20 protein-coding genes are annotated in these 19,600 nt (G+C 73.7%); 12 read left to right on the forward strand and 8 right to left on the reverse strand.

Annotated elements, in window-relative coordinates; genetic code table 11:
• Positions 1-180 precede the first annotated feature (180 nt).
• From ACGF4F_RS33895 to ACGF4F_RS33910, 4 genes are all read left to right on the forward strand, one after another.
• Positions 181-1,164 (forward strand): carbohydrate ABC transporter permease, encoded by a 984-nt coding sequence (locus ACGF4F_RS33895; protein ID WP_393084110.1) that lies wholly within the window; start codon positions 181-183, stop codon positions 1,162-1,164.
• A gap of 26 nt (positions 1,165-1,190) precedes the next feature.
• On the forward strand, positions 1,191-2,063 hold the full coding sequence (locus tag ACGF4F_RS33900; RefSeq protein ID WP_393084250.1) for a carbohydrate ABC transporter permease: 873 nt from the start codon (positions 1,191-1,193) through the stop codon (positions 2,061-2,063).
• A complete protein-coding gene (locus ACGF4F_RS33905) occupies positions 2,060-3,493 on the forward strand; it encodes a GH1 family beta-glucosidase (RefSeq protein ID WP_393084113.1) in 1,434 nt (477 codons plus the stop codon). Before ACGF4F_RS33900 ends, ACGF4F_RS33905 begins: the two co-directional genes overlap by 4 nt.
• 83 nt (positions 3,494-3,576) lie before the next feature.
• A complete protein-coding gene (locus tag ACGF4F_RS33910) occupies positions 3,577-4,620 on the forward strand; it encodes a LacI family DNA-binding transcriptional regulator (RefSeq protein WP_393084116.1) in 1,044 nt (347 codons plus the stop codon).
• Positions 4,621-4,738: 118 nt separating this feature from the next.
• Here the strand turns inward: ACGF4F_RS33910 and ACGF4F_RS33915 are convergent, their stop codons facing one another.
• Positions 4,739-5,950 carry an acyl-CoA dehydrogenase family protein gene (locus tag ACGF4F_RS33915; protein ID WP_357433248.1) on the reverse strand — a complete coding sequence of 404 codons (1,212 nt, stop codon included), beginning with the start codon at positions 5,948-5,950 and terminating at the stop codon, positions 4,739-4,741.
• On the reverse strand, positions 5,950-7,020 hold the full coding sequence (locus tag ACGF4F_RS33920) for a phosphotransferase family protein (protein WP_393084119.1): 1,071 nt from the start codon (positions 7,018-7,020) through the stop codon (positions 5,950-5,952). Before ACGF4F_RS33920 ends, ACGF4F_RS33915 begins: the two co-directional genes overlap by 1 nt.
• Positions 7,021-7,170: 150 nt before the next feature.
• On the opposite strand from ACGF4F_RS33920, the gene ACGF4F_RS33925 reads away from it, so the two are divergent.
• Both ACGF4F_RS33925 and ACGF4F_RS33930 read left to right on the forward strand, forming a co-directional pair.
• Positions 7,171-7,872 carry an amino acid-binding protein gene (locus ACGF4F_RS33925; protein WP_393084122.1) on the forward strand — a complete coding sequence of 234 codons (702 nt, stop codon included), beginning with the start codon at positions 7,171-7,173 and terminating at the stop codon, positions 7,870-7,872.
• Between the two features lie 81 nt (positions 7,873-7,953).
• On the forward strand, positions 7,954-9,030 hold the full coding sequence (locus ACGF4F_RS33930) for a GNAT family N-acetyltransferase (protein WP_393084125.1): 1,077 nt from the start codon (positions 7,954-7,956) through the stop codon (positions 9,028-9,030).
• A 160-nt stretch (positions 9,031-9,190) separates the two neighbouring features.
• Here ACGF4F_RS33930 and ACGF4F_RS33935 read toward each other — a convergent pair whose 3' ends face one another.
• Both ACGF4F_RS33935 and ACGF4F_RS33940 read right to left on the reverse strand, forming a co-directional pair.
• Positions 9,191-10,756, reverse strand: coding sequence for an aldehyde dehydrogenase family protein (locus tag ACGF4F_RS33935; protein WP_393084128.1), 1,566 nt, complete (start codon positions 10,754-10,756; stop codon positions 9,191-9,193).
• Between the two features lie 258 nt (positions 10,757-11,014).
• Entirely contained in the window at positions 11,015-11,539 is a 525-nt protein-coding gene (locus ACGF4F_RS33940; protein WP_393084131.1) for an isochorismatase family protein, read from the reverse strand.
• 204 nt (positions 11,540-11,743) lie between these two features.
• On the opposite strand from ACGF4F_RS33940, the gene ACGF4F_RS33945 reads away from it, so the two are divergent.
• Together ACGF4F_RS33945 and ACGF4F_RS33950 are read left to right on the forward strand one after the other, a co-directional pair.
• On the forward strand, positions 11,744-12,151 hold the full coding sequence (locus tag ACGF4F_RS33945; RefSeq protein ID WP_393084253.1) for a hypothetical protein: 408 nt from the start codon (positions 11,744-11,746) through the stop codon (positions 12,149-12,151).
• 540 nt (positions 12,152-12,691) lie between these two features.
• The gene (locus ACGF4F_RS33950; RefSeq protein ID WP_393084134.1) at positions 12,692-13,213 is read left to right on the forward strand and encodes a DUF488 family protein; all 522 of its coding nucleotides are present in this window, start codon (positions 12,692-12,694) and stop codon (positions 13,211-13,213) included.
• Between the two features lies 1 nt (position 13,214).
• Here the strand turns inward: ACGF4F_RS33950 and ACGF4F_RS33955 are convergent, their stop codons facing one another.
• Genes ACGF4F_RS33955 through ACGF4F_RS33970 form a run of 4 tightly spaced genes read right to left on the reverse strand, consistent with a single transcriptional unit; the run spans position 13,215 to position 15,131 of the window.
• Positions 13,215-13,721, reverse strand: a complete 507-nt coding sequence (locus tag ACGF4F_RS33955) for a GNAT family protein (RefSeq protein ID WP_357433231.1) — start codon at positions 13,719-13,721, stop codon at positions 13,215-13,217.
• A 1-nt stretch (position 13,722) separates the two neighbouring features.
• A complete protein-coding gene (locus ACGF4F_RS33960) occupies positions 13,723-13,932 on the reverse strand; it encodes a hypothetical protein (protein WP_073836389.1) in 210 nt (69 codons plus the stop codon).
• Positions 13,933-13,954: 22 nt separating this feature from the next.
• Positions 13,955-14,950: a biotin synthase BioB gene (gene bioB / locus ACGF4F_RS33965; RefSeq protein ID WP_073836388.1), complete on the reverse strand. Its 996-nt coding sequence runs from the start codon at positions 14,948-14,950 to the stop codon at positions 13,955-13,957.
• Between the two features lie 10 nt (positions 14,951-14,960).
• Positions 14,961-15,131 (reverse strand): hypothetical protein, encoded by a 171-nt coding sequence (locus ACGF4F_RS33970; protein ID WP_357433228.1) that lies wholly within the window; start codon positions 15,129-15,131, stop codon positions 14,961-14,963.
• Between the two features lie 132 nt (positions 15,132-15,263).
• Here ACGF4F_RS33970 and ACGF4F_RS33975 point away from each other — a divergent pair, with 132 nt between their 5' ends.
• The 4 genes from ACGF4F_RS33975 to ACGF4F_RS33990 all read left to right on the forward strand — a co-directional run bounded on the left by ACGF4F_RS33975 (position 15,264) and on the right by ACGF4F_RS33990 (position 19,596).
• Complete coding sequence (locus tag ACGF4F_RS33975) at positions 15,264-16,400, forward strand: 8-amino-7-oxononanoate synthase (protein WP_393084139.1); 1,137 nt, start codon at positions 15,264-15,266, stop codon at positions 16,398-16,400.
• A gap of 110 nt (positions 16,401-16,510) precedes the next feature.
• Positions 16,511-17,239, forward strand: coding sequence for a dethiobiotin synthase (bioD, locus tag ACGF4F_RS33980; RefSeq protein ID WP_393084142.1), 729 nt, complete (start codon positions 16,511-16,513; stop codon positions 17,237-17,239).
• Positions 17,240-17,293: 54 nt separating this feature from the next.
• Entirely contained in the window at positions 17,294-18,922 is a 1,629-nt protein-coding gene (locus tag ACGF4F_RS33985) for a sensor histidine kinase (protein ID WP_393084145.1), read from the forward strand.
• The gene (locus ACGF4F_RS33990) at positions 18,919-19,596 is read left to right on the forward strand and encodes a response regulator (RefSeq protein ID WP_393084148.1); all 678 of its coding nucleotides are present in this window, start codon (positions 18,919-18,921) and stop codon (positions 19,594-19,596) included. The genes ACGF4F_RS33985 and ACGF4F_RS33990 overlap by 4 nt, the downstream gene beginning before the upstream one ends.
• Positions 19,597-19,600 lie beyond the last annotated feature (4 nt).

A 19,600-nucleotide genomic window follows, 5' to 3' on the forward strand; every position in this document is an offset into this window, starting at 1 on the left:
TTCACCCGGGCTTTTTTTGGGGTGGCGCGTTGCCCGTGTGGGGGCGAGGGGTGGCCGGGGCCCCCCCCCCCCCCCGGGGGGGGGGGGGGCGGGGGGGGGGGGGGGGGCCCCCCCCCCCCGCCGGGGGGGGGGCCCCCGCCGCGAGGTCACCAACGCCCAACTCCCCGGAAGGGACCCGCAATGCGTTCCACTGTCGGCGCGGTGCCACCGTCGCGTGCCGCCTCGCCACCCCTGCCCGCCCCGCCGCGCCGGCGCCGGTCGTACCGGCTCGGCCGTTGGGACATCACCTACTCGCCGTACCTCTACATCGCCCCGTTCTTCGTGCTCTTCGGGATCTTCGGCCTCTTCCCGGTCCTCTACACCGCCTACGTCTCGCTCTTCGACTACGAGTTGCTCAGCGGCACCAAGGAGTTCGCGGGGCTGGAGAACTACCGGGAGCTGATGGCGGACGCCCAGTTCTGGAACGCGGCCTACAACACCATCGGGATCTTCATCCTCAGCACCGTGCCGCAGCTCATCGTGGCGTTGATCATCGCCAACCTGCTGAACCGGCAGATGCGGGCCCGCACGCTGCTGCGGATGGGCATTCTCATCCCCAACATCACCTCGGTGGCCGCGGTCGGGATCATCTTCGCGCTGATCTTCGCGGACCGGTACGGCCTGATCAACTGGCTGCTCGGCACCGTGGGCGTCGATCCGATCGCCTGGCGGGACAACCGCTACGCCTCCTGGTTCGCGGTCGCCTTCATGGTCGACTGGCGGTGGACCGGCTACAACGCGCTGATCTACCTCGGCGCCATGCAGGCCATTCCGAAGGACCTGTACGAGTCGGCCTCGTTGGACGGTGCCTCGGCCTGGCGGCAGTTCTGGGCGATCACCGTGCCGCTGATTCGGCCGACGATCGTCTTCACGGTCATCATCTCCACCATCGGTGGCTTCCAGATCTTCACCGAGCCCCTGATGTACGGGTTCGGCCTGGTCCGCGGTGGCGCCGACCACCAGTTCCAGACCCTGGCCATGTACATCTACGAGCGGACCTTCACCGGCAACGCCGAGTACGGGTACGGCTCGGCGATGTCCTGGTTGCTCTTCATGATGATCATCATCTTCGCGCTGATCAACTTTGCGCTCGTACGTCGGTCGGTGAAGGGGGAGCAGAAGTGACCACCGCGCAGACCCTTCCCCGGGCGGTGGCCCCACCACCGCCGGCCCCGCGACGCCGCCGGCGCACCCCCGGCGTACAGCTCTGGCAGGCCAGCCCGCTGACCTACCTCGCGCTGATCATCGGCTGCGTGTTGTCGATCTTCCCGATCATCTGGTCGTTCATCATCGCCTCCCGGGACAACGGCGCGGTCTACGAGATGCCGCCGAGCCCCGGCGACCAGTTGTTCACCAACATCGACCGGATGCTCGCCAACGAGGACGCTTCGTTCGTCTACGGTCTGGTCAACTCGGCCGTCGTGTCGAGCGTGGTCACCATCTCGGTGATCTTCTTCTCCAGCCTGGCCGGCTTCGCCTTCGCGAAGCTCAGGTTCCGGGGCAGCAACGCGCTGCTGCTGGTCATCATCCTGGCCATGATGGTGCCGACCCAACTCGGCGTCATCCCGCTCTACCTGATGATGGTGGATCTCGGGTGGACGGGCACCCTGCAGGCGGTCATCGTGCCGTTCCTGGTGCAGGGCTTCGGGGTGTTCATGATGCGCCAGTACGCGATGTCCGCGATCAGCGACGAGCTGATCGAGGCGGCCCGACTCGACGGCTGCTCCACCTGGCGGATCTACTGGAACGTGGTGCTGCCCGCGCTGCGGCCGGCGGCGGCGGTGCTCGGCCTGCTCACCTTCATGCAGACCTGGAACGAGTTCCTCTGGCCGTTCATCGTGCTCACCCCGGACACCCCGACGGTGCAATACTCCCTGAAGATCCTCTCGTCCGGGCCGTACCAGACGGACTACGTGGCCCTGTTCGCCGGCACCGCGCTGGCGACCCTGCCGCTGTTGGTCGTGTTCATCATCTTCGGCCGCCAGATCATCGGCGGAATCATGGAAGGCGCCGTCAAGTCGTGAGCAACCCAGCCAGCCCACCCGCCGTCGAGGTCCTCGACCAGGGTCCGGACCGCACCTTCCCGCCCGGCTTCCTGTGGGGTGCGGCGACCGCGGCGTACCAGATCGAGGGGGCGGCGGCCGAGGGTGGCCGGACCCCGTCGATCTGGGACACCTTCAGCCACACCGAGGGCCGGACGGTGGCCGGGCACACCGGTGACGTGGCCTGCGACCACTACCACCGGATGCCCGCGGACGTACGGCTGATGGCCGACCTGGGCCTGAAGTCGTACCGGTTCTCGATCTCCTGGCCGCGGGTCCAGCCGGGCGGCGCCGGGCCGGCCAACCAGGCGGGACTGGACTTCTACCGGCGGCTGGTCGACGAGTTGCTGGCCCACGGCATCGAGCCGTGGCTCACCCTCTACCACTGGGACCTGCCCCAGCCACTGGAGGACGCCGGCGGCTGGCCGGCCCGCGACACCGCCGGCCGGTTCGCCGACTACACCCGGCTCGTCGCCGACGCGCTCGGCGACCGGGTGCGATACTTCACCACCCTCAACGAGCCGTGGTGCTCGGCGTTCCTCGGCTACGGCTCCGGCGTGCACGCGCCCGGCCGCTCGGACGGGGCGGACGCGGTCCGGGCCGGGCACCACCTCATGCTCGGGCACGGGCTGGCCGTCCAGGTGGTGCGGGCGGCCCGGCCGGAGGCGCAGCTCGGCATCACGCTCAACCTCTACCCGGTGACCCCGGCCACCGACTCGCCCGCGGACGCCGACGCCGCCCGCCGCATCGACGGGCTGGCCAACCGGTTCTTCCTCGACCCGGTGCTGCGCGGGGCGTACCCGGCGGACCTGCAGGCCGACCTGCGCCAGGTCACCGACTTCGGGCACGTGCGCGACGGCGACCTGGGGATCATCTCGGCGCCGCTGGACATGGTGGGCGTCAACTACTACAGCCGGTACGTGGTCGCCGCACCGGTGCCCGGGGACGGGGCGGAGGCCTACTGGCGGGCGCCGTCCTGCTGGCCCGGCGGTGCGGACGTCCGGTTCGTCACCCGGGGGGTGCCGGTGACCGACATGGACTGGGAGATCGACGCCCCGGGCCTGGTGGAGACCCTGGAACGCGTCCACCGGGACTACACCGACCTGCCGCTGTACGTCACCGAGAACGGCTCCGCGTTCGTCGACGCGGTGATCGACGGCCGGGTGGACGACCCGGACCGGCTGGCGTACTTCGACGCGCACCTGCGCGCCGCGCACGACGCGATCGGCGTCGGGGTGCCGCTGAAGGGGTATTTCGCCTGGTCGCTGCTGGACAACTTCGAGTGGGCCTGGGGCTACACCAAGCGCTTCGGGATGGTGTATGTCGACTACGACAGCCAGGCCCGGATCCCCAAGTCCAGTGCCAGGTGGTACGCCGAGGTGATCCGACGTAACGGCCTGGCCGCACAATAGGGCGGAAGGCCAGCCAGTAACGGGCGGTCCGGCACCGACGCCGAAGCAGGTGCCGGGCCCGTCCGACGTCGGAGGTGCAGACGATGACAACGCAGCGCACGCGGTCGCTCGGGCGCCCGACCCTGGACGCGGTCGCCGCGCGCGCCGGCGTGGGGCGCGGCACGGTCTCTCGTGTGGTCAACGGCTCGCCCCAGGTCAGCCCCGAGGCCCGGGCCGCCGTCCAGGCGGCGATCGCCGAGCTGGGGTACGTGCCCAACCGCGCCGCCCGGGCGCTGGTGACCCAGCGGACCGACTCGGTGGCGCTGGTGGTCTCCGAGTCGGGGGAGCGGGTCTTCACCGAGCCGTTCTTCGCCGGCATCGTCCGGGGCGTCAGCTCCGCGCTGCTGGAGACCCCGATGCAGCTCTGGCTGGCCATGGCGCAGTCCCAGATCGAGCGGGAACGGGTCGAGCACCACCTGACCAACCAGCACGTGGACGGCGTGCTGCTGCTCTCCCTGCACGACGCCGACCCGCTGCCCACCCTGCTGGAGGAGCGCGGCCTGCCCACCGTGCTCGGCGGCCGGCCGGCCCGGATGCTGCACCCGAACGCCCAGCCGGCCTGGTTCGTCGACGTGGACAACGTCGGCGGTGCCCGGCAGGCGGTGGAGCACCTGTTCGAACGAGGGCGGCGGCGGGTCGCCACCATCGCCGGCCCCCAGGACATGGGTGCCGGCCTGGCCCGGCTGACCGGCTACCGGGAGGCCGTCCGGGCCGCCGGCGGCGCGGTGAACCCGGACCTGATCGCGTACGGCGACTTCAGCGAGGGCAGTGGCACGGCCTGCATGCGCCGGCTGCTGGAGGTCTGCCCGGACCTGGACGCGGTTTTCGTCGCCTCCGACCTGATGGCCTTCGGCGCCCTGCGGGCGCTCCGCGAGGCCGGCCGCCGGGTGCCCGAGGACGTGGCGGTGATCGGCTTCGACGACGCCCCGATCGCCCGGCAGGCCGAGCCGCCGCTGACCACGGTCTTCCAGCCGGTGGAGGAGATGGGCCGGCAGATGGCCCGCCTGCTGGTCTCCCGCATCCGCGGCGAGGAGGTGTCCCCGCACGTCCTCCTCGACACCAAGCTCATCCACCGCGCCTCCGCCTGATCCCCAGCGTCGACCGGGCCGCGCGCCCACGGCGCGTTGACCATGAGGTTAGCGGTGCGGATTGCCTGGTTCGTCCCGGCCAACCTCATGATCAACCCGGCGGTCGGCGGGGGTGGGGTCAGGAGTGGCGGCGGAGTTCGCGTTTGGCCAGGGAGGCCTTGTGGACCTCGTCGGGTCCGTCGGCCAGGCGGAGGGTGCGGGCCTGCGCCCACAGTGCGGCGAGCGGGGTGTCCTGGCTGACGCCGGCCCCGCCGTACGCCTGGACGGCCTTGTCGATCACCCACTCGGCCATCGCCGGCGTGGCGATCTTGATGGCCTGGATCTCGGTGTGCGCGCCCTTGTTGCCGACGGTGTCCATCAGCCAGGCGGTCTTGAGCACCAGCAGCCGGGCCTGCTCGATGCGCACCCGGGACTCGGCGATCCACTCCCGGACCACGCCCTGCTCGGCTAGCGGCCGGCCGAACGCGACCCGGTCCAGCGCCCGCCGGCAGAGCAACTCCAGGGCCCGCTCGGCCATCCCGATCAGCCGCATGCAGTGGTGGATCCGCCCCGGGCCGAGCCGGGCCTGGGCGATAGCGAAGCCGTCGCCCTCGGCGCCGACCAGGTTCTTTGCCGGCACCCGTACGTCGGAGAAGTCGATCTCGGCGTGGCCGCCGTGCGGGGCGTCGGAGTAGCCGAACACGGTCATGCCCCGGCGTACGGTCACGCCCGGGGTGTCCCGGGGGACCAGGATCATGCTCTGCTGGCGGTGCCGCTCGGCGCCCGGGTCGGTCTTCCCCATCACGATGAGGATCTCGCAGCGTGGGTCCATCGCCCCGGACGACCACCACTTGCGACCGTTGATGACAAAGGTGTCGCCGTCCCGGGTGATCCGGGTGGCGATGTTGGTGGCGTCGGAGGAGGCCACCTCCGGCTCGGTCATGCAGAACGCGGAGCGGATCTCCCCCGCCAGCAGGGGCTTCAGCCAGCGGTCCCGCTGCGCCGCGGAGCCGAACTCGGCGAGCAGCTCCATGTTGCCGGTGTCCGGGGCGGCGCAGTTCAGCGCCTCCGGGGCCAGGTGCGGGCTGCGCCCGGTCAGCTCGGCGAGCGGGGCGTACTGGAGGTTGGTCAGGCCGGCGCCGTACCGGGAATCGGGGAGGAAGAGGTTCCACAGGCCCCGCGAACGGGCCTCGGCCTTCAGCTCGGCCATGATTGGCGGGCGCGCCCACGGGTCGCCGGCGGCGGCGACCTGCTCGGCGTGCACCGGCTCGGCCGGGTACACGCACTCGGTGAGGAAGGCTGCCAGCCGGTCGCGCAGCTCGACCGTACGGGCGTCGTAAGCGAAGTCCATCATTTGCCCCTGACCGCGTGCAGACCGTGCTCGACCAGCGGCGCCACCAGCTCGCCGATCCGGTCGAAGCCGCTGCCGAGCGTCTGCCCGAGGGTGTGCCGGTAGTGGATTCCCTCGCAGATCACTGCGAGCTTGAAGCAGCCGAGCGCCACGTGCCAGTGCAGCGGGCCGACGTTGACGTCGCTGCGGCCGGCGTACCGGCCGATCAGCTCGGCTCCGGTGGGGAAGCCGGCACGCGGGCCGAGGCCGTCGGCGACCGGGTTGCCGTCGGCGGCGTCGCTGTCGCCGAGCACGTCCCAGTAGGTCAGCAGTAGCCCCAGGTCGGCCAGCGGGTCGCCGAGGGTGGCCATCTCCCAGTCGAGCACCGCCCGGACGGCGACCGGGTCGACCGCGGCGAGGAGATTGTCCAGCCGGTAGTCGCCGTGCACGATCCGGCCGGCGTTCGCGCCCTCCGGCACGCTGCCGGCGAGCGCGTCGCGCAGCTCGTCGATGCCGGGCAGCGGGCGGCTGCGGGACCGGTCGAGCTGGCCGGCCCAGCGGCGTACCTGCCGGGCCAGGTAGCCGTCGGGGCGGCCGAAGTCGGCCAACCCGACCGCGGCCGGCTCGACCGTGTGCAGCGCGGCGAGGATGTCCATCATCGCCATGGCCAGGTCGCGCCGCTGCCCGGCGGTGAGCGGGTCGGTCTGTGACCGGCTCCGGTAGACCTCGCCGTCGACCTTCTCCATCAGGTAGAACGGCGCGCCGATCACTGTGTCGTCGGGGCAGAGCAGCAGCACGGCGGGGACCGGCACCTCGGTGGGGGCGAGCGCGGCGATCACCCGGTGCTCCCGGGCCATGTCGTGCGCGGTGGCCAGCACGTGCCCGAGCGGCGGGCGGCGCAGCACCAGCTCCCGACCGCCGCCGCGCAGCAGGTAGGTCAGGTTGGACTTGCCCCCGGCGATCAGCCGCGCGGTCAGCGGCCCGGCCGCCAGCTCGGGCCGGTGTGCCGCCAGGTACGCGGCGAGTCGTTCGAGGTCGAGGCCACCGGGGGCCGAACCGGTCGAGGGTGCGTCGACGGCCGGATCGGTCATCCGATTAGTTGATGGCAGCTCAGCTTTCTTGTCAAGGTCGGATTTTCCCGGCGGGACATGGCGCTGCAACCGGGGCGAAATGGTCAACCGGCAGGCTGGAGCCCAGCCTGCCGGCCGTCTCGGCCGGCCCGCCGAGCGGAGGGATCAGACATGCTGCTGAGAGTTCGGGTGACCCTGCCGGACCGGCCCGGCACGCTCGGCCAGGTGGCCCGCACACTCGGCGTGTCCGGGGCCGACATCGTGCAGGTGGTGGTGCTGGAACGGCTCGGCGGCCGGGCGGTGGACGACTTCACCGTGGTGTGGCCGGGCGCGGCGCGGGTCGAACGCCTCCTGGCCGGGCTGGCCGCCATCCCCGGCGTGCACGTGGACGGGGTGTGGCGGGCGATCGGTGCGCCGACCACCAGCGGCCAGGACGCCGAGCTGCTCGCCCAGATCGCGGCGAACCCGACCGACGGGATCGCCACCCTGGTCGACGCGGTGCCGGGGCTGCTCGCCGCGGACTGGGCGGTGGCCGCGGTCGTACCGCTCGACTGGGCCTCCCGCGGCGGCGCGGGTGAGGCCACCGTCGGGCACGCGAGCTGGCGGACGCCGACCCCGCCCCGGCTGCCGGAGGTGACCCCGCTGCGGGCCCGGGCGATGGCCGGCCCGGACGGCCGCCACCACGCGGTCGCCCCGTTCGGGCGCGCCGGCCTGGTGCTGGTGGTGGCGCGGGACCACACCGAGCCGCTCACCGCCCCGGCGTTCCACGCCACCGAGGTGGACCGGCTCGCCCAACTGGTCCGCGCCAGCGCGGTGATCCTCGGCGACCGGCTCGATCTGGTCGGCGCGCCGTCGGTGACCAGCGTCACGTGACGGGTGCCCGCCGCGTCACCGCCGGGCAACGGACCCGCAACAGCGGCGCGGCAGGGTCTGGTGGTGGGGAAAGGAGCAGACATGGCGCTGTGGCGGATCCGAGCCACCGTCGAGGACCGGCCGGGATACCTGTCGGTGCTCACGGCGAGCCTCGCGTTGCGCGGGGTCAACATCCTCACTGTGCAGGTGCACACCACCGAGGTGGGCGCGATCGACGACTTCCTGGTCGACGCGCCCGAACAGCTCACCGAGGCCGACCTGCGGGCCGCCGTCGAGCGGGGACGCGGCCGGGACTGCTGGGTGGCGCGCAGCGAGGCGCGCGGCCTGGCCGACCAGCCCACCCGGGTGCTCGGCCTGGCCACTCGGCTGGTCCGGGACCCGGAGGCGGCCGGCGAGGCGCTGCGTGCCCTGCTCAACGCCGACGCGGTGGCCTGGCGGCCGACGCCGGCCGGCCCGCCCGGCGGGGTGGGCGCGACGACGATGCTGCTGGCCGACCCGCCGGGCGGGTCGTACGAGCTGCGCCGCCGCGAGCCGAGCTTCACCCCGGCCGAGTACGCCCGGGCCCAGGCGCTGGTGGAGCTCGCCGCCACGGTCGCCCGGCGCGACGCCGACCGGGTGACCCTGGTGCTGCCCGACTCGGCCGAGGTGCTGGTCCGGCCGGCCACCACGGACGACCTGCCGGGGGTTCTGGAGCTGCACGAGACCTGCTCGGCGCGGAGCCGGCAGCGGCGTTACCTGAGCGCCGCCCTGCCGTCACCGGCCCGGTTGCGGCGGCTGCTGGAGCCGGCCCGTGGGCTCACCCTGGTCGCCACGGCCGACTCCGACGGGGAGGCGGAGCCGGTCGTGGCGCTGGCCAACCTGCTCGGCGAGGGCGACGAGGCGGAGGTGGCGCTGCTGGTCCGGGACGACTGGCAGCGGCGCGGCCTGGGCTCGGCCCTGCTGCGGCGGCTGCTCGGGCACGCCGAGCGGGTCGGCTACGCCGCCGTGCTGCTGCACGTGCACGCCGCGAACACCCCGATGTTGCGCGCCGTACGCCGGCTGGACCGGCAGACCTCGGTGGACCGGGACGGCAGCGTGCTGACCGTGACGGTGCCGCTGCGGGCGCGCCGAGCCGAGGTGCCGCGGCCGGCCGGCGCGGCCGTACGACGGTCGCCCTGACTGGACGGTCACCCGCCGCGCCGGGTGCCGCAACGGCGCGGTACGTCGACGTCGGGCGGGTGACCGGTACCGGCGCCGACCCGGCGCCACCTGGCCGACCTCCGGTGCGGGGGACGGTGACACGGGCAGGGCCCCCGGTGCGGGGGCCCTGCCCGGGTCGTCAGGTCGTCGGGTAGCTGCTGTAGTCGGGGAAGTTGCCGTAGAGCCGGCCGTCGCCGCCCACGGTGACCGCCTGTACGAGCAGGTCGCCGCCGACGAACGCGCCCTTCCAGGACGCGCCCCGGCCGCCGAACGGCTCCTCCCGGTCACCGCGTGAGCGGGGCTTGTTGATGCCCACCTTGAACGCCTGCAGGTCGACGGCGAGCTTGCCGGCCAGCTCCTCGTCGTCGCAGGCGAGGGAGGCGACCAGCGCGCCGTTGGAGGCGTTCATCTGCGCCAGCAGTTCGTCGGTGGTGTCCACCACGACGATGGTGTCGACCGGGCCGAACGGCTCGGCGTGCATCAGCCGGGACCGCCCCGGCGGGGCGAGCAGCACGGCCGGCGCCACGTACGCGGAGGTGTCCTGCCCGTCGAGGAAGGGTGCCCCGTCGAGCTTGCCCCGGTGCAGCGGCACGGCGCCGCCGCGTACCGCCTCGTCGACCTTGCGGCGCAGCTCCTCCGCCTTGGCGGCGCTGATCAGCGGGCCGAAGTCCAGCTCGGGCAGCGGGTCGCCGGCCGACCAGTCGGCGCCGACGGCGAGCGGGTGCCCGAAGCGTACGGAGCGGACGACCGGCAGGTACATGTCGAGGAACTCGTCGACCAGGTCCCGCTGGACCACGAACCGCGGGTACGCGGTGCAGCGCTGCTTGCCGTACTCGAAGCCCTTCTTCAGGTGCGCGGCGAGCAGGTCCCACTGGGAGAAGTTCCAGATGCCCCAGGCGTTGAGGCCCTCCTGCTCGATGAAGTGCCGCTTGTCGGAGTCCAGCAGCGCCGCGGCCACCTTGCCGCCGTTGGACCGGCCGCCGACGAACGCCACCGCGCCGATCTCCGGGGCGCGCACCAGGACCTCGGAGAGTTCCTCGCCGCTGCCGGAGACCAGGGTGGCGGGCAGCCCGGCGCGGCGCATCAGGGCGTGCGCCACGGTGAGGCAGACCGCGCCGCCCTGGGACGGGGTCTTGGCGATCACCGCGTTGCCGGCGAGCAGCTGCACCAGTTCGGCGTGCACCAGCACGCTCATCGGGTAGTTCCAGGAGGCGATGTTGCTGACCGGGCCGGGCAGCGGCTCGCGGCCGTCGGCGAGCATCCGGTCGATCTCCTGCACGTACCAGCGCACGCCGTCCAGGGCGCGGTCGACGTCGGCGCAGGCCAGCCGCCACGGCTTGCCGATCTCCCAGACCAGCAGCATGGCGAGCAGGTCACGGTGGGCGGTGAGCGCGTCGAGGGCCTCGGTGACCCGGGCCTTGCGGTCGGCGAGCGGGGTCCGCGCCCAGTCCCGGTGGGCGGTGGCGGCGTGCGCGACGGCCCGGCGCGCCGCGTCGGCGTCGAGCCGGGCCAGGTTCACCAGGACGGTGTTGTCGACGGGGGTGCGCACCGGGGTCGGCGCGCCGACCGCCTGCCACCCGCCTTCGATCAGGTTGTGCAGGGTGGCGGTGCCGTCCGGCGTGGTGCCGAAGGCTTCCGGCGCGGCAGCCACCGCGCGGGCGAGGGTGTCGGACCAGGCGGTGCCGTCGGCGAGTCTGAGAGCCATCGCGATCTCCTCAGGGTTGTCCAGGGAGCGGCGGCGTCGATGGCACCGCTGGTGAGGCGTACTGTCCCGCGCGGTCGAGCGCGCGGGCAACCGTACGCTCGTATGCCAGGACGCCGGATCCACCGGTTGGCGCCGGCTGCGGTCGTCCCGCACTGGCGTCCACCTGGAAATACGTGGAGATTCTATCGATGCTGACCGATTATGTGATCCACGTCGGGTGGTTGGTGGCCGGGGTCGTCCGTCAATGCCCGCCAGGGTTCAGCCGCGCAGTGCCGCGATCGCCTCGGCCGTCGTGCAGACCGTGCCGAGCCGGCGGAAGACGTAGTCGACCGCGAACTCGTGCGCGTATTCGTCCAACCCGGACATCGCGTCGTGCGGCAGCACCACCCGGTAGCCGATCTCGTCGCCGATCCGGGCGGTCTGCTCGACGCCGAAGTTGGTGACCAGCCCGCCGATCACCAGGGTGTCCACCCCTCGGGCGCGCAGCGTGGCGTCCAGGCCGGTCTCGTGGAAGGCGCCCCAGCTGTGCTTGACCACCAGCACGTCGCCGTCGCGCGGCGCCGCCTCGGGAAGCAGTTCGCTTCCCGCAGGCTGCGGGTCGGCGCCGGGCCGGTCGACGCGGACCACCACGACGGTGGCGCCGGCGGCGCGGCCCGCCTCGGCGAGCGCGACGCACCGGTCGACGACCTCGGGGCCGGTGTGCGGGGCGGTGGGCAGGTCCACGATGCGACGCTGCAGGTCGATCAGGACGACGGCGGTGCGGTGGGGGTTCAGAGCATCCACTTCAAGATCGTATCCAGCGCCTGTCGTTTCGTGGTTCCGCCGGTCCGGTCAGTCCCCACAATGATGGAAACCGGCCGCCGGAAGGTCCGACGGCCGGTTCCCAGGTAGCGCGGAGGTCAGCTGGTGAAGGTGACCTTGTCACGGCGACGACGCAGGGTCATCAGCACGACGCCGCCACCGATGAGTAGAACGCCGGTGAGCGCGATGCTGGTCGCGGCCACGCCGGTGAGCGGCAGACCACCCTCGCTGCCACCACCGGCACCGCCACCCACCGAGGTGCTCGGCGAGACCGAGGTGCCACCGGTGGGGGTCTCCGACGTGGAACCGGACGGCGACTCCGAGGCCGACGGCGACTCGGACGTGGACGGCGACTCGGACGGGGTCGGCGACTCGGACGCGGACGGCGAGTCGGACGGGGTCGGCGACTCGGAGGAGGAGGGCGACGGGGAGGGCGACGGAGACTCCTCGCCGCCGGTGCCGGCGCAGGTGTGGCTCAGGTTGAACTTGTCCGCCGTGCCGCTGATCACCGCGCTGCCGTCGACCAGCGTCCAGCCGGCTGGCGTGAACAGGTACGCGTGGATGGTGCGCCCGTTGTTGCCGCCGGTCGAGTAGAGGTGGTCCGGGTAGGCGTCGGACGCGTCCGGGATCTTCACCTCGACGTTAGTGGTCCCGTCGGTGAAGGTCAGGCTCAGGCTCTCGAAGTTCCCGGACGCGTTGCCGCCGGGCAGGACGAAGTGCCAGCCGTCCTGGTTGTCCGCCTTGTCGGCGAACCGCTCGTCGCTGCACTCCTGCTGGAAACCGGCTGCGGTCGAGGCCTTGTGCGCCGGGTTGAGCGGGATGGTGCTGGACGCCCAGGCCGGGGTGGCGAGAGCGAGGAGGGCCGTGGCGGCGGCTGCGGTGAGGGCCGCGCGCGCCACGTGCCGACGCTGTGGCATGAGGAATCCTCCGAGATGGGGAGAGGTGACGGCACATGATCGCACGCCGGCCCCGCACCGGTGACATCGGACGTTCGGCTTGAGCTGCAGGAACACTTCGGGTGCGTGTCGAGGTAACGCGGATCGAGGCTCCGGTGCAGAACCACCCACCGATCTCGGCCACCTGCCGTTCGGGTTCGAACGGTAAGCGCCCGAGATTCGGGGCAACCTGGGGTACGTGTTGCTGACGGTGGGGCACGGGGCGGCCGACCGGGAGCGGTTGGGGGAACTGCTGACCGGCGCGGGGACCGCCCTCGTGGTGGACGTACGGCGGTACCCGGCCAGCCGGACCAACCCGGACGTCCGACGGGAGGCGCTCGAGCGCTGGCTGCCGGAGCGGGGCATCGCCTACCGCTGGGAGCCCCGCCTCGGCGGTCGCCGGCACGTGCGCGCCGGGGAACCGGAGCCGGACACCTGGTGGACGGTCGCCGCGTTCCGGGCGTACGCCGCCTACACCCGGACGCCGGAGTTCGACGCGGCGCTGGACGAGGTGCTGGCCGACGCGGCCCGGCGGACCACGGCGGTGATGTGCAGCGAGAGCGTCTGGTGGCGCTGCCACCGGCGGCTCATCGCCGACGTGGCGGCACTCGGGCGGGGGGCGCCGGTGCGGCACCTCATGCCGGACGGCCGGCTCAGTCCGCACCGCCCCGCGGCGGGTGCCCGCCGCCTACCCGACGGCCACCTGGTCTGGGACGGCTGACTCAGTCGGGCAGTTCGTGGGCGAGGAGGTCCATGAGGAGACCGTCGTGCCAGCGCCCGTCCGCGCCGCGCTCGTACCGCCGCATGATGCCCACCGGGCGGAAGCCCACCTTCGCGTACGCGCGGATCGCCGCCGTGTTCGCCGCCGCCGGGTCGATGGTGAACCGGTGATGGCCGTACTCGTCGACCAGGTGCCGGGTCAGGGTGCGGATGGCGTCCCCGCCGAGGCCGGCGCCGCGTACCGCCGGGTCGAGGAAGATGTCCAGGCTGGCGTGGCGGTAGTCGGGGTCCGTCTCGGCGTACCACTGGATGGCGCCGACCACCCGGCCGTCGTGCTCGATGGCGTACACGGTCAGGTCGTCGTCGGCCAGGTCGGCGCGGACCGCCTCGGCGAGGTCGTCGCCACCGCGCCACCAGCGCCTCACCTCGGGGGTGGCGCGGATCGCGGCGAGGGCGGGCACATCGGCGTCCGTCGCCGGTCGTAACGTCACCGCCCGCCCCTGCAGCACGTCAGCCCCGGCTCTCGCCGTGCTCGACGCAGACCGCCGACCAGCCGGTCGGCACGACCTGCACCTTCATCCGGCGGCGGCAGTGGGCGCAGTAGCGCGGCGGCTCCAGCTCGCGCGCCGCCTGGCAGGCCGCGTGCGCGCCGGCGTCGGCCGGCTCACCACAGCGGTCGCACCAGCGCCGCGCCGTCGCGGGCTCGACAAGCTCGGTCACGTCGTCCTCACCTGGTGGGTCTCTACAGGGTCGCCGACAGCGCCTTGACCGGCATCTTCAGCTCGTCCAGCAGCTTCAGGTCGTCGGTCGCCGACCGGCCCAGCGTGGTCAGGTAGTTGCCGACGATGACGGCGTTGATGCCGCCGAGCAGGCCGTCCCGGGTGCCCAGGTCACCGAGGGTGAGCTCCCGGCCGCCCGCGTACCGGAGGATGGTGCGCGGCATGGCCAGCCGGAACGCGGCGATGGCCCGCAGCGCGTCCTTGCCCTCCACCACCGGACGGTCGCCGAGCGGGGTGCCGGGGCGGGGGTTGAGGAAGTTGAGCGGGACCTCGTGCGGGTCCAGCTCGGCGAGCTGCGCGGCGAACTCGGCCCGCTGCTCCACCGACTCGCCGAGGCCGAGGATGCCGCCGCAGCAGACCTCCATGCCGGACTCGCGGACCATCGTCAACGTCTCCCAGCGCTCCTCCCAGGAGTGCGTGGTGACCACGTTCGGGAAGTAGGAGCGGCAGGTCTCCAGGTTGTGGTTGTAGCGGTGCACGCCCATCTCGACCAGCTCGTCGACCTGCTCCTGGGTGAGCATGCCCAGCGAGGCGGCGACCTGGATGTCCACCTCCGCCTTGATGGCGGCCACGCCCTCGCGCATCTGCTTCATCAACCGGGCGTCCGGGCCGCGCACCGCGGCCACGATGCAGAACTCGGTCGCCCCGGTCGCCGCGGTCTGCTTCGCCGCCTCGACCAGCGCCGGGATGTCCAGCCAGACCGAGCGGACCGGCGAGGTGAACAGGCCGGACTGGGAGCAGAAGTGGCAGTCCTCGGGGCAGCCGCCGGTCTTCAGCGAGACGATGCCCTCGACCTCGACCTCCGGGCCGCACCAGCGCATCCGTACCTCGTGGGCGAGTTGGAGCGCGGCGGGCAGGTGCTCGTCGGGCAGGTTCAGCACGGCGAGGACACCGGCCTCGTCGAGGCCGACGCCGTTCTCCAGTACCCGGGTGCGGGCCTGGTCGAGGATCTCTGGCATGGCTCGTACCCTACAAGCCCGGTGGTCGAGGAGAAATCGGCTCCGCGTCGGGGGTGACCAGCGCGTCAACCAGCAGCGCCTGGGTCGGCGGTGGCAGGCTCGGGTCGGCGGCGGCCAGCAACAGGGCGACTTCGACACCGCGGCGCAGCAGTGCGGCCATCCGGCGCGTCGGATTTCTCATCTGCGGAGCATCGAAGCTGAAGCGAGGTTGAAGTCAACCGCGGAGCGGATCCGCCGGGGCTGCCGCGGCGGGTGGTAATTTCGCCCGGCGGAAGGGCCCGAGGGGCGACGATCGGCGGGAAGGGGCGGGACGGTGGCGGACTGGCTGGCGGCGCTCGACCGCCGCGCCGAGCTGCGGGCCAAGGCGGGGCTCGCCCGTACGCTGCGCCCGCGCGGGGCCGGCGACGCCGTGGTCGACCTGGCCGGCAACGACTACCTCGGCCTGGCCACCCACCCGGAGGTCGCCGCCGCCGCCGCGGCGGCGCTGTCCGCGTACGGGCTGGGGGCCACCGGGTCCCGGCTGGTGCGCGGCTCCACCGACCTGCACCACGCGCTGGAGGACGCGCTGGCCGACTGGCTCGGCGCCGACCGGGCGCTGGTCTTCTCCTCCGGCTACCTGGCCAACCTCGCCGCCGTCCGGGGCCTGGTGCAGCCGCGTACGCTGCTCGTCTCCGACGCCCACAACCACGCCTCGCTGATCGACGGGTGCCGGATCTCCGGCGCGGAGACCGTGGTGACCCCGCACGCCGACGTCGACGCGGTGGCCGTCGCGCTGGCCGCCGCCCCGGGCCGGCCCGCGGTGGTGGTCACCGAGTCGGTCTTCTCGGTCGACGGCGACCTCGCCCCACTGGCCGCGCTGCACGCCGTCGCCCGCCGGTACGGTGCCCTGCTGCTGGTCGACGACGCGCACGCGCTCGGCGTCACCGGTCCGGCCGGGGCCGGCGGGGTGGTCGCGGCGGGGCTGGCCGGCGAGCCCGACGTGGTGGTGACCGCCACCCTCTCCAAGGCGCTCGGGGGTGCGGGCGGCGTGGTGGCCGGGCCGGCGGAGTTCGTCCGGCACCTGGTGGAGACCGGCCGCACCTTCATCTTCGACACCGCGCTGCCCCCGGCGGTCGCGGCCGGCGTGCTGGCCGCGGTGCGGCTGGCCCGGGCCGGCGACGAACTGCGCGCCGAGCTCGCCGAACGGGCCGCCCTCGCGGTACGCCGGCTGGGCGGGGCCGGGCTGGACGTCTCCGCGCCCGACGCGGCGGTGGTGTCGGTGACCGCGCCCGGCCCGGAGGCGGCGACCGCGTGGGCGGCCGACTGCCGGGACCGCGGCGTGGCGGTGGGCTGCTTCCGGCCGCCGTCCACGCCGGACAGCCGCTCCCGGCTCCGGCTTACCATCGGCGCCGGGGTGGCGCGGGCGGACTTCGGTCGGGCCCTGGATGTCATCGTGGAGTGCGCACCGTGAGCGCGAGGAGTGAGCCGGGTTTGCGAGCCCCGCAGTCGCGAACCGAGAGCGGCACCGTGAGCGCGAGGAGTGAGCCGGTTTTGCGAGCAGCCGCGAACAGAGGTGGCCTCATGACGAATGGTTGGACCGGGCCGGTGCTGGTGACCGGGACGGACACCGAGGTGGGCAAGACGGTGGTGACCGCGGCGATCGCGACCGCCGCGCAGGCCGCCGGGCTGCGGGTGGCGGTGGTCAAGCCCGGCCAGACCGGTACGGCCACCGGTGAGCCCGGCGATGTGGACTCGGTGACCCGGCTGGCTGCCCCGCTCACCGGCCGGACCCTGGCCAGCTATCCGGACCCGCTCGCCCCGCTGGCCGCGGCCCGGGTCGCCGAGCTGCCGCCGCTGGAGCTCTACACCGCCGTCGACGCGATCCGCGAGGAGACCGACAAGCACGATCTGGTGCTCGTGGAGGGGGCCGGCGGGCTGCTCGTACCGATGGGGCTGCGGCCGTCGGGTGAGCCCTGGACGGTGGCCGACCTGGCGGTGTCGCTGGGCGCGCCGGCCGTGGTGGTGGCCCGCGCCGGGCTCGGCACGCTGAACCACACCGCCCTCACCCTGGAGGCGCTGGACCGCCGGGCGGTCCCCGCCGGGGTGGTCATCGGGGCCTGGCCGACCGAGCCGGAGCTGGTGCACTGGCTCAACCTGTCCGACCTGGTGCCTAACCTGCTGGGCGCGGTGCCGATGGGCGCCGGCACGATGGACCCGGGGGTGTTCCGCCGGTCCGCCCCCGGTTGGCTCACCCCCGCCCTGTACGGGGTGCTCGACGACTGGCGGGCCTGGGCGGAGGACGCGAGCTGACCACCTGACTTTCGTCGGTGCCCGGCCCGGCCGGCCGTCGGTACCGTGGCCGCCGTGGAACTGCGCTGGTGGTGGGCGGGACGCCCGGACCCCGACCGCGGGCCGACCGGCCGGCGGTGGGTCGGCGACCTGCTGCTGTGGGCCGCGGTGTCGGCGCCGGTGGCGTACGCCGGGGCCACCCCGCCCTATCCCCGGTACGCGGTGCCGCTGCTGGTCGGGTCGCTGGCGCTGCTCGCCCTCGCGGTGACGCTCGGCCGGCGGCTGCCCCTGGCGGCGTTGGTGGCGGTGGTGTTCGGCTCGCTGCTCGACGGCAACTTCGTCTTCGCCATCCCGGTGTTCAGCTTTCTCGCGGGGCGGCGCAGCACCGGCACCGGGCGACCGGCAGCGGTCTTCGGCGCCATCGCGGTCGGCGGGAGCGCGCTCAACCTCGGGCTGCTCGGCACCGAGCCGGAGACCTGGTTCCTGCTGGCCTCGGTGCTGCTCTTCGCCGGGGTGTTCCCCTGGCTGCTCGGGCGGCACCGGCGGCAGCAGCGGGCGCTGGCGCAGGCGGAGCGGCGGCATGCCGAGGCGGAGGAGCGCGAGCGGCGCAGCGCGGTCGACCGGATCCGGCTGCGGGAACGGGCCCGGATCGCCCAGGAGATGCACGACTCGCTGGGCCACGACCTGAGCCTGATCGCGTTGCGCGCCGCGGGGCTGGAGGTGGCACCCGACCTGGCTCCCGCGCACCGGGCCGCGGCCGGGGAGCTGCGGGTCAGCGTGGCCGCGGCCACCGAGCGGCTGCGCGAGATCATCGGCGTGCTCCGGGAGGATCGGCCGGGCTCGCTGCGCCCGGCCGGCGAGACCGTGGCGGAGCTGGTGGACGGGGCCCGCGACGCCGGGATGACGGTCGCGCTGCGGGCCGCCGGGGAGATCGGCGCGCTGCCTCCGCTGGCCGCGCACACCGTCCATCGGGTGGTGCGCGAGGCGCTGACCAACGCCGCCCGGTACGCGCCCGGCGCCGCGGTGGCCGTCACCGTCGAGCGGACCGGCGACGAGGTGGTGGTCGGCGTGGTGAACGCGACACCGCCGGCCGGGCCGCTGCCAGCGCCGGCGTCCGACGGCAGCGGTCTGCTCGCCCTGCGCGAGCGGGTCCGCCTCGCCGGCGGGACGCTCGACGCGGGCCCCCGGGACGGCGGCTTCCAGGTGTCCGCACGGCTGCCGCTGACCGCCGACGCGGACACCCGGCCCCTCCCGGCCGCGCTGCCCGACGGTGCGGCGCCCGGAGCAGGCGCTGTGGCGCGCCGGACCGACGGCGGGCCGGACGCGAGCGGCCCCGGCCGAGCGTCGGGCGAGCAATCCGGGGAGGAGGCACGGCGGCTGCGGGACGCCCGCCGCCGGGTGCGGCGCAGCCTGCTGATGGCGTTCGGCGCGCCGGCCGTTCTCGGGCTCGTGCTCGCCCTGGTCTACTACCCGCTCGCCACGGCGGGTGCCGTGCTCGATCGGGCCGGGTACGAGCGGCTGCGGGTCGGCGACCCAAGGGACGGCCTCGGGTTGCCCCGCCGGCAGGCGGCCCCGCCGACGGCGGACGACGCCCCCGGTGCATGTGAGTACTACACCGACGGCAACTTCCCCTTCGCGGAGCCGACCTGGCGGCTCTGCTTCTCCGACGGCCGGCTGGTCAGCAAGGAGCGGATCGCGCAGTGATCGACGACCACGGGCACCCCCTGCGGGTGGTGCTCGCCGACGACGAGGCGATGGTCCGCGCCGGGGTGCGCGCCATCCTGGCCGCCGACCCGGCGATCGAGGTGGTCGGCGAGGCCGGCGACGGCCACACGGCCGTGGAGCTGGTCCGCGCCCGCCGGCCCCGGGTGGCGCTGCTGGACATCCGGATGCCCAGGTGGGACGGGATCAGCGCGGCGGCGGAGATCCGCCGGCTGGTGCCGGAGACCGCCACGCTCATGCTGACCACCTTCGGTGAGGACGACCTGATCGCCCGGGCGCTCGGTCAGGGGGCGAGCGGGTTCCTGCTCAAGTCGGGTGATCCCCGGGAGTTGCTCGCCGCGATCCGGGCGGTGGCCGACGGTGGGGCGTACCTGTCGCCCCGGGTGGCGCGCCGGGTGATCGAGTTGAGCGGCGGGCGGATGGCCCGTGGGCCGCAGGCCCGGGACCGCCTCGCCGGGCTGACCGACCGGGAGCGGGAGGTGCTGGCCCTGGTCGGGGCGGGCCTGTCCAACGCCGAGATCGGCCGCCGGCTGCACCTCGTCGAGGGCACCGTGAAGAGCTACCTGACCAGCATCTTCACCAGGCTGGACGTACGCAACCGGGTGCAGGCGGCGATCCTCGCGTACGAGGCGGGGCTGGTGCCGCCGGCCGGTTGACCAG

It is taken from the genome of Micromonospora sp. NPDC047740 (genome assembly GCF_043204735.1).
Classification (GTDB): domain Bacteria; phylum Actinomycetota; class Actinomycetes; order Mycobacteriales; family Micromonosporaceae; genus Micromonospora.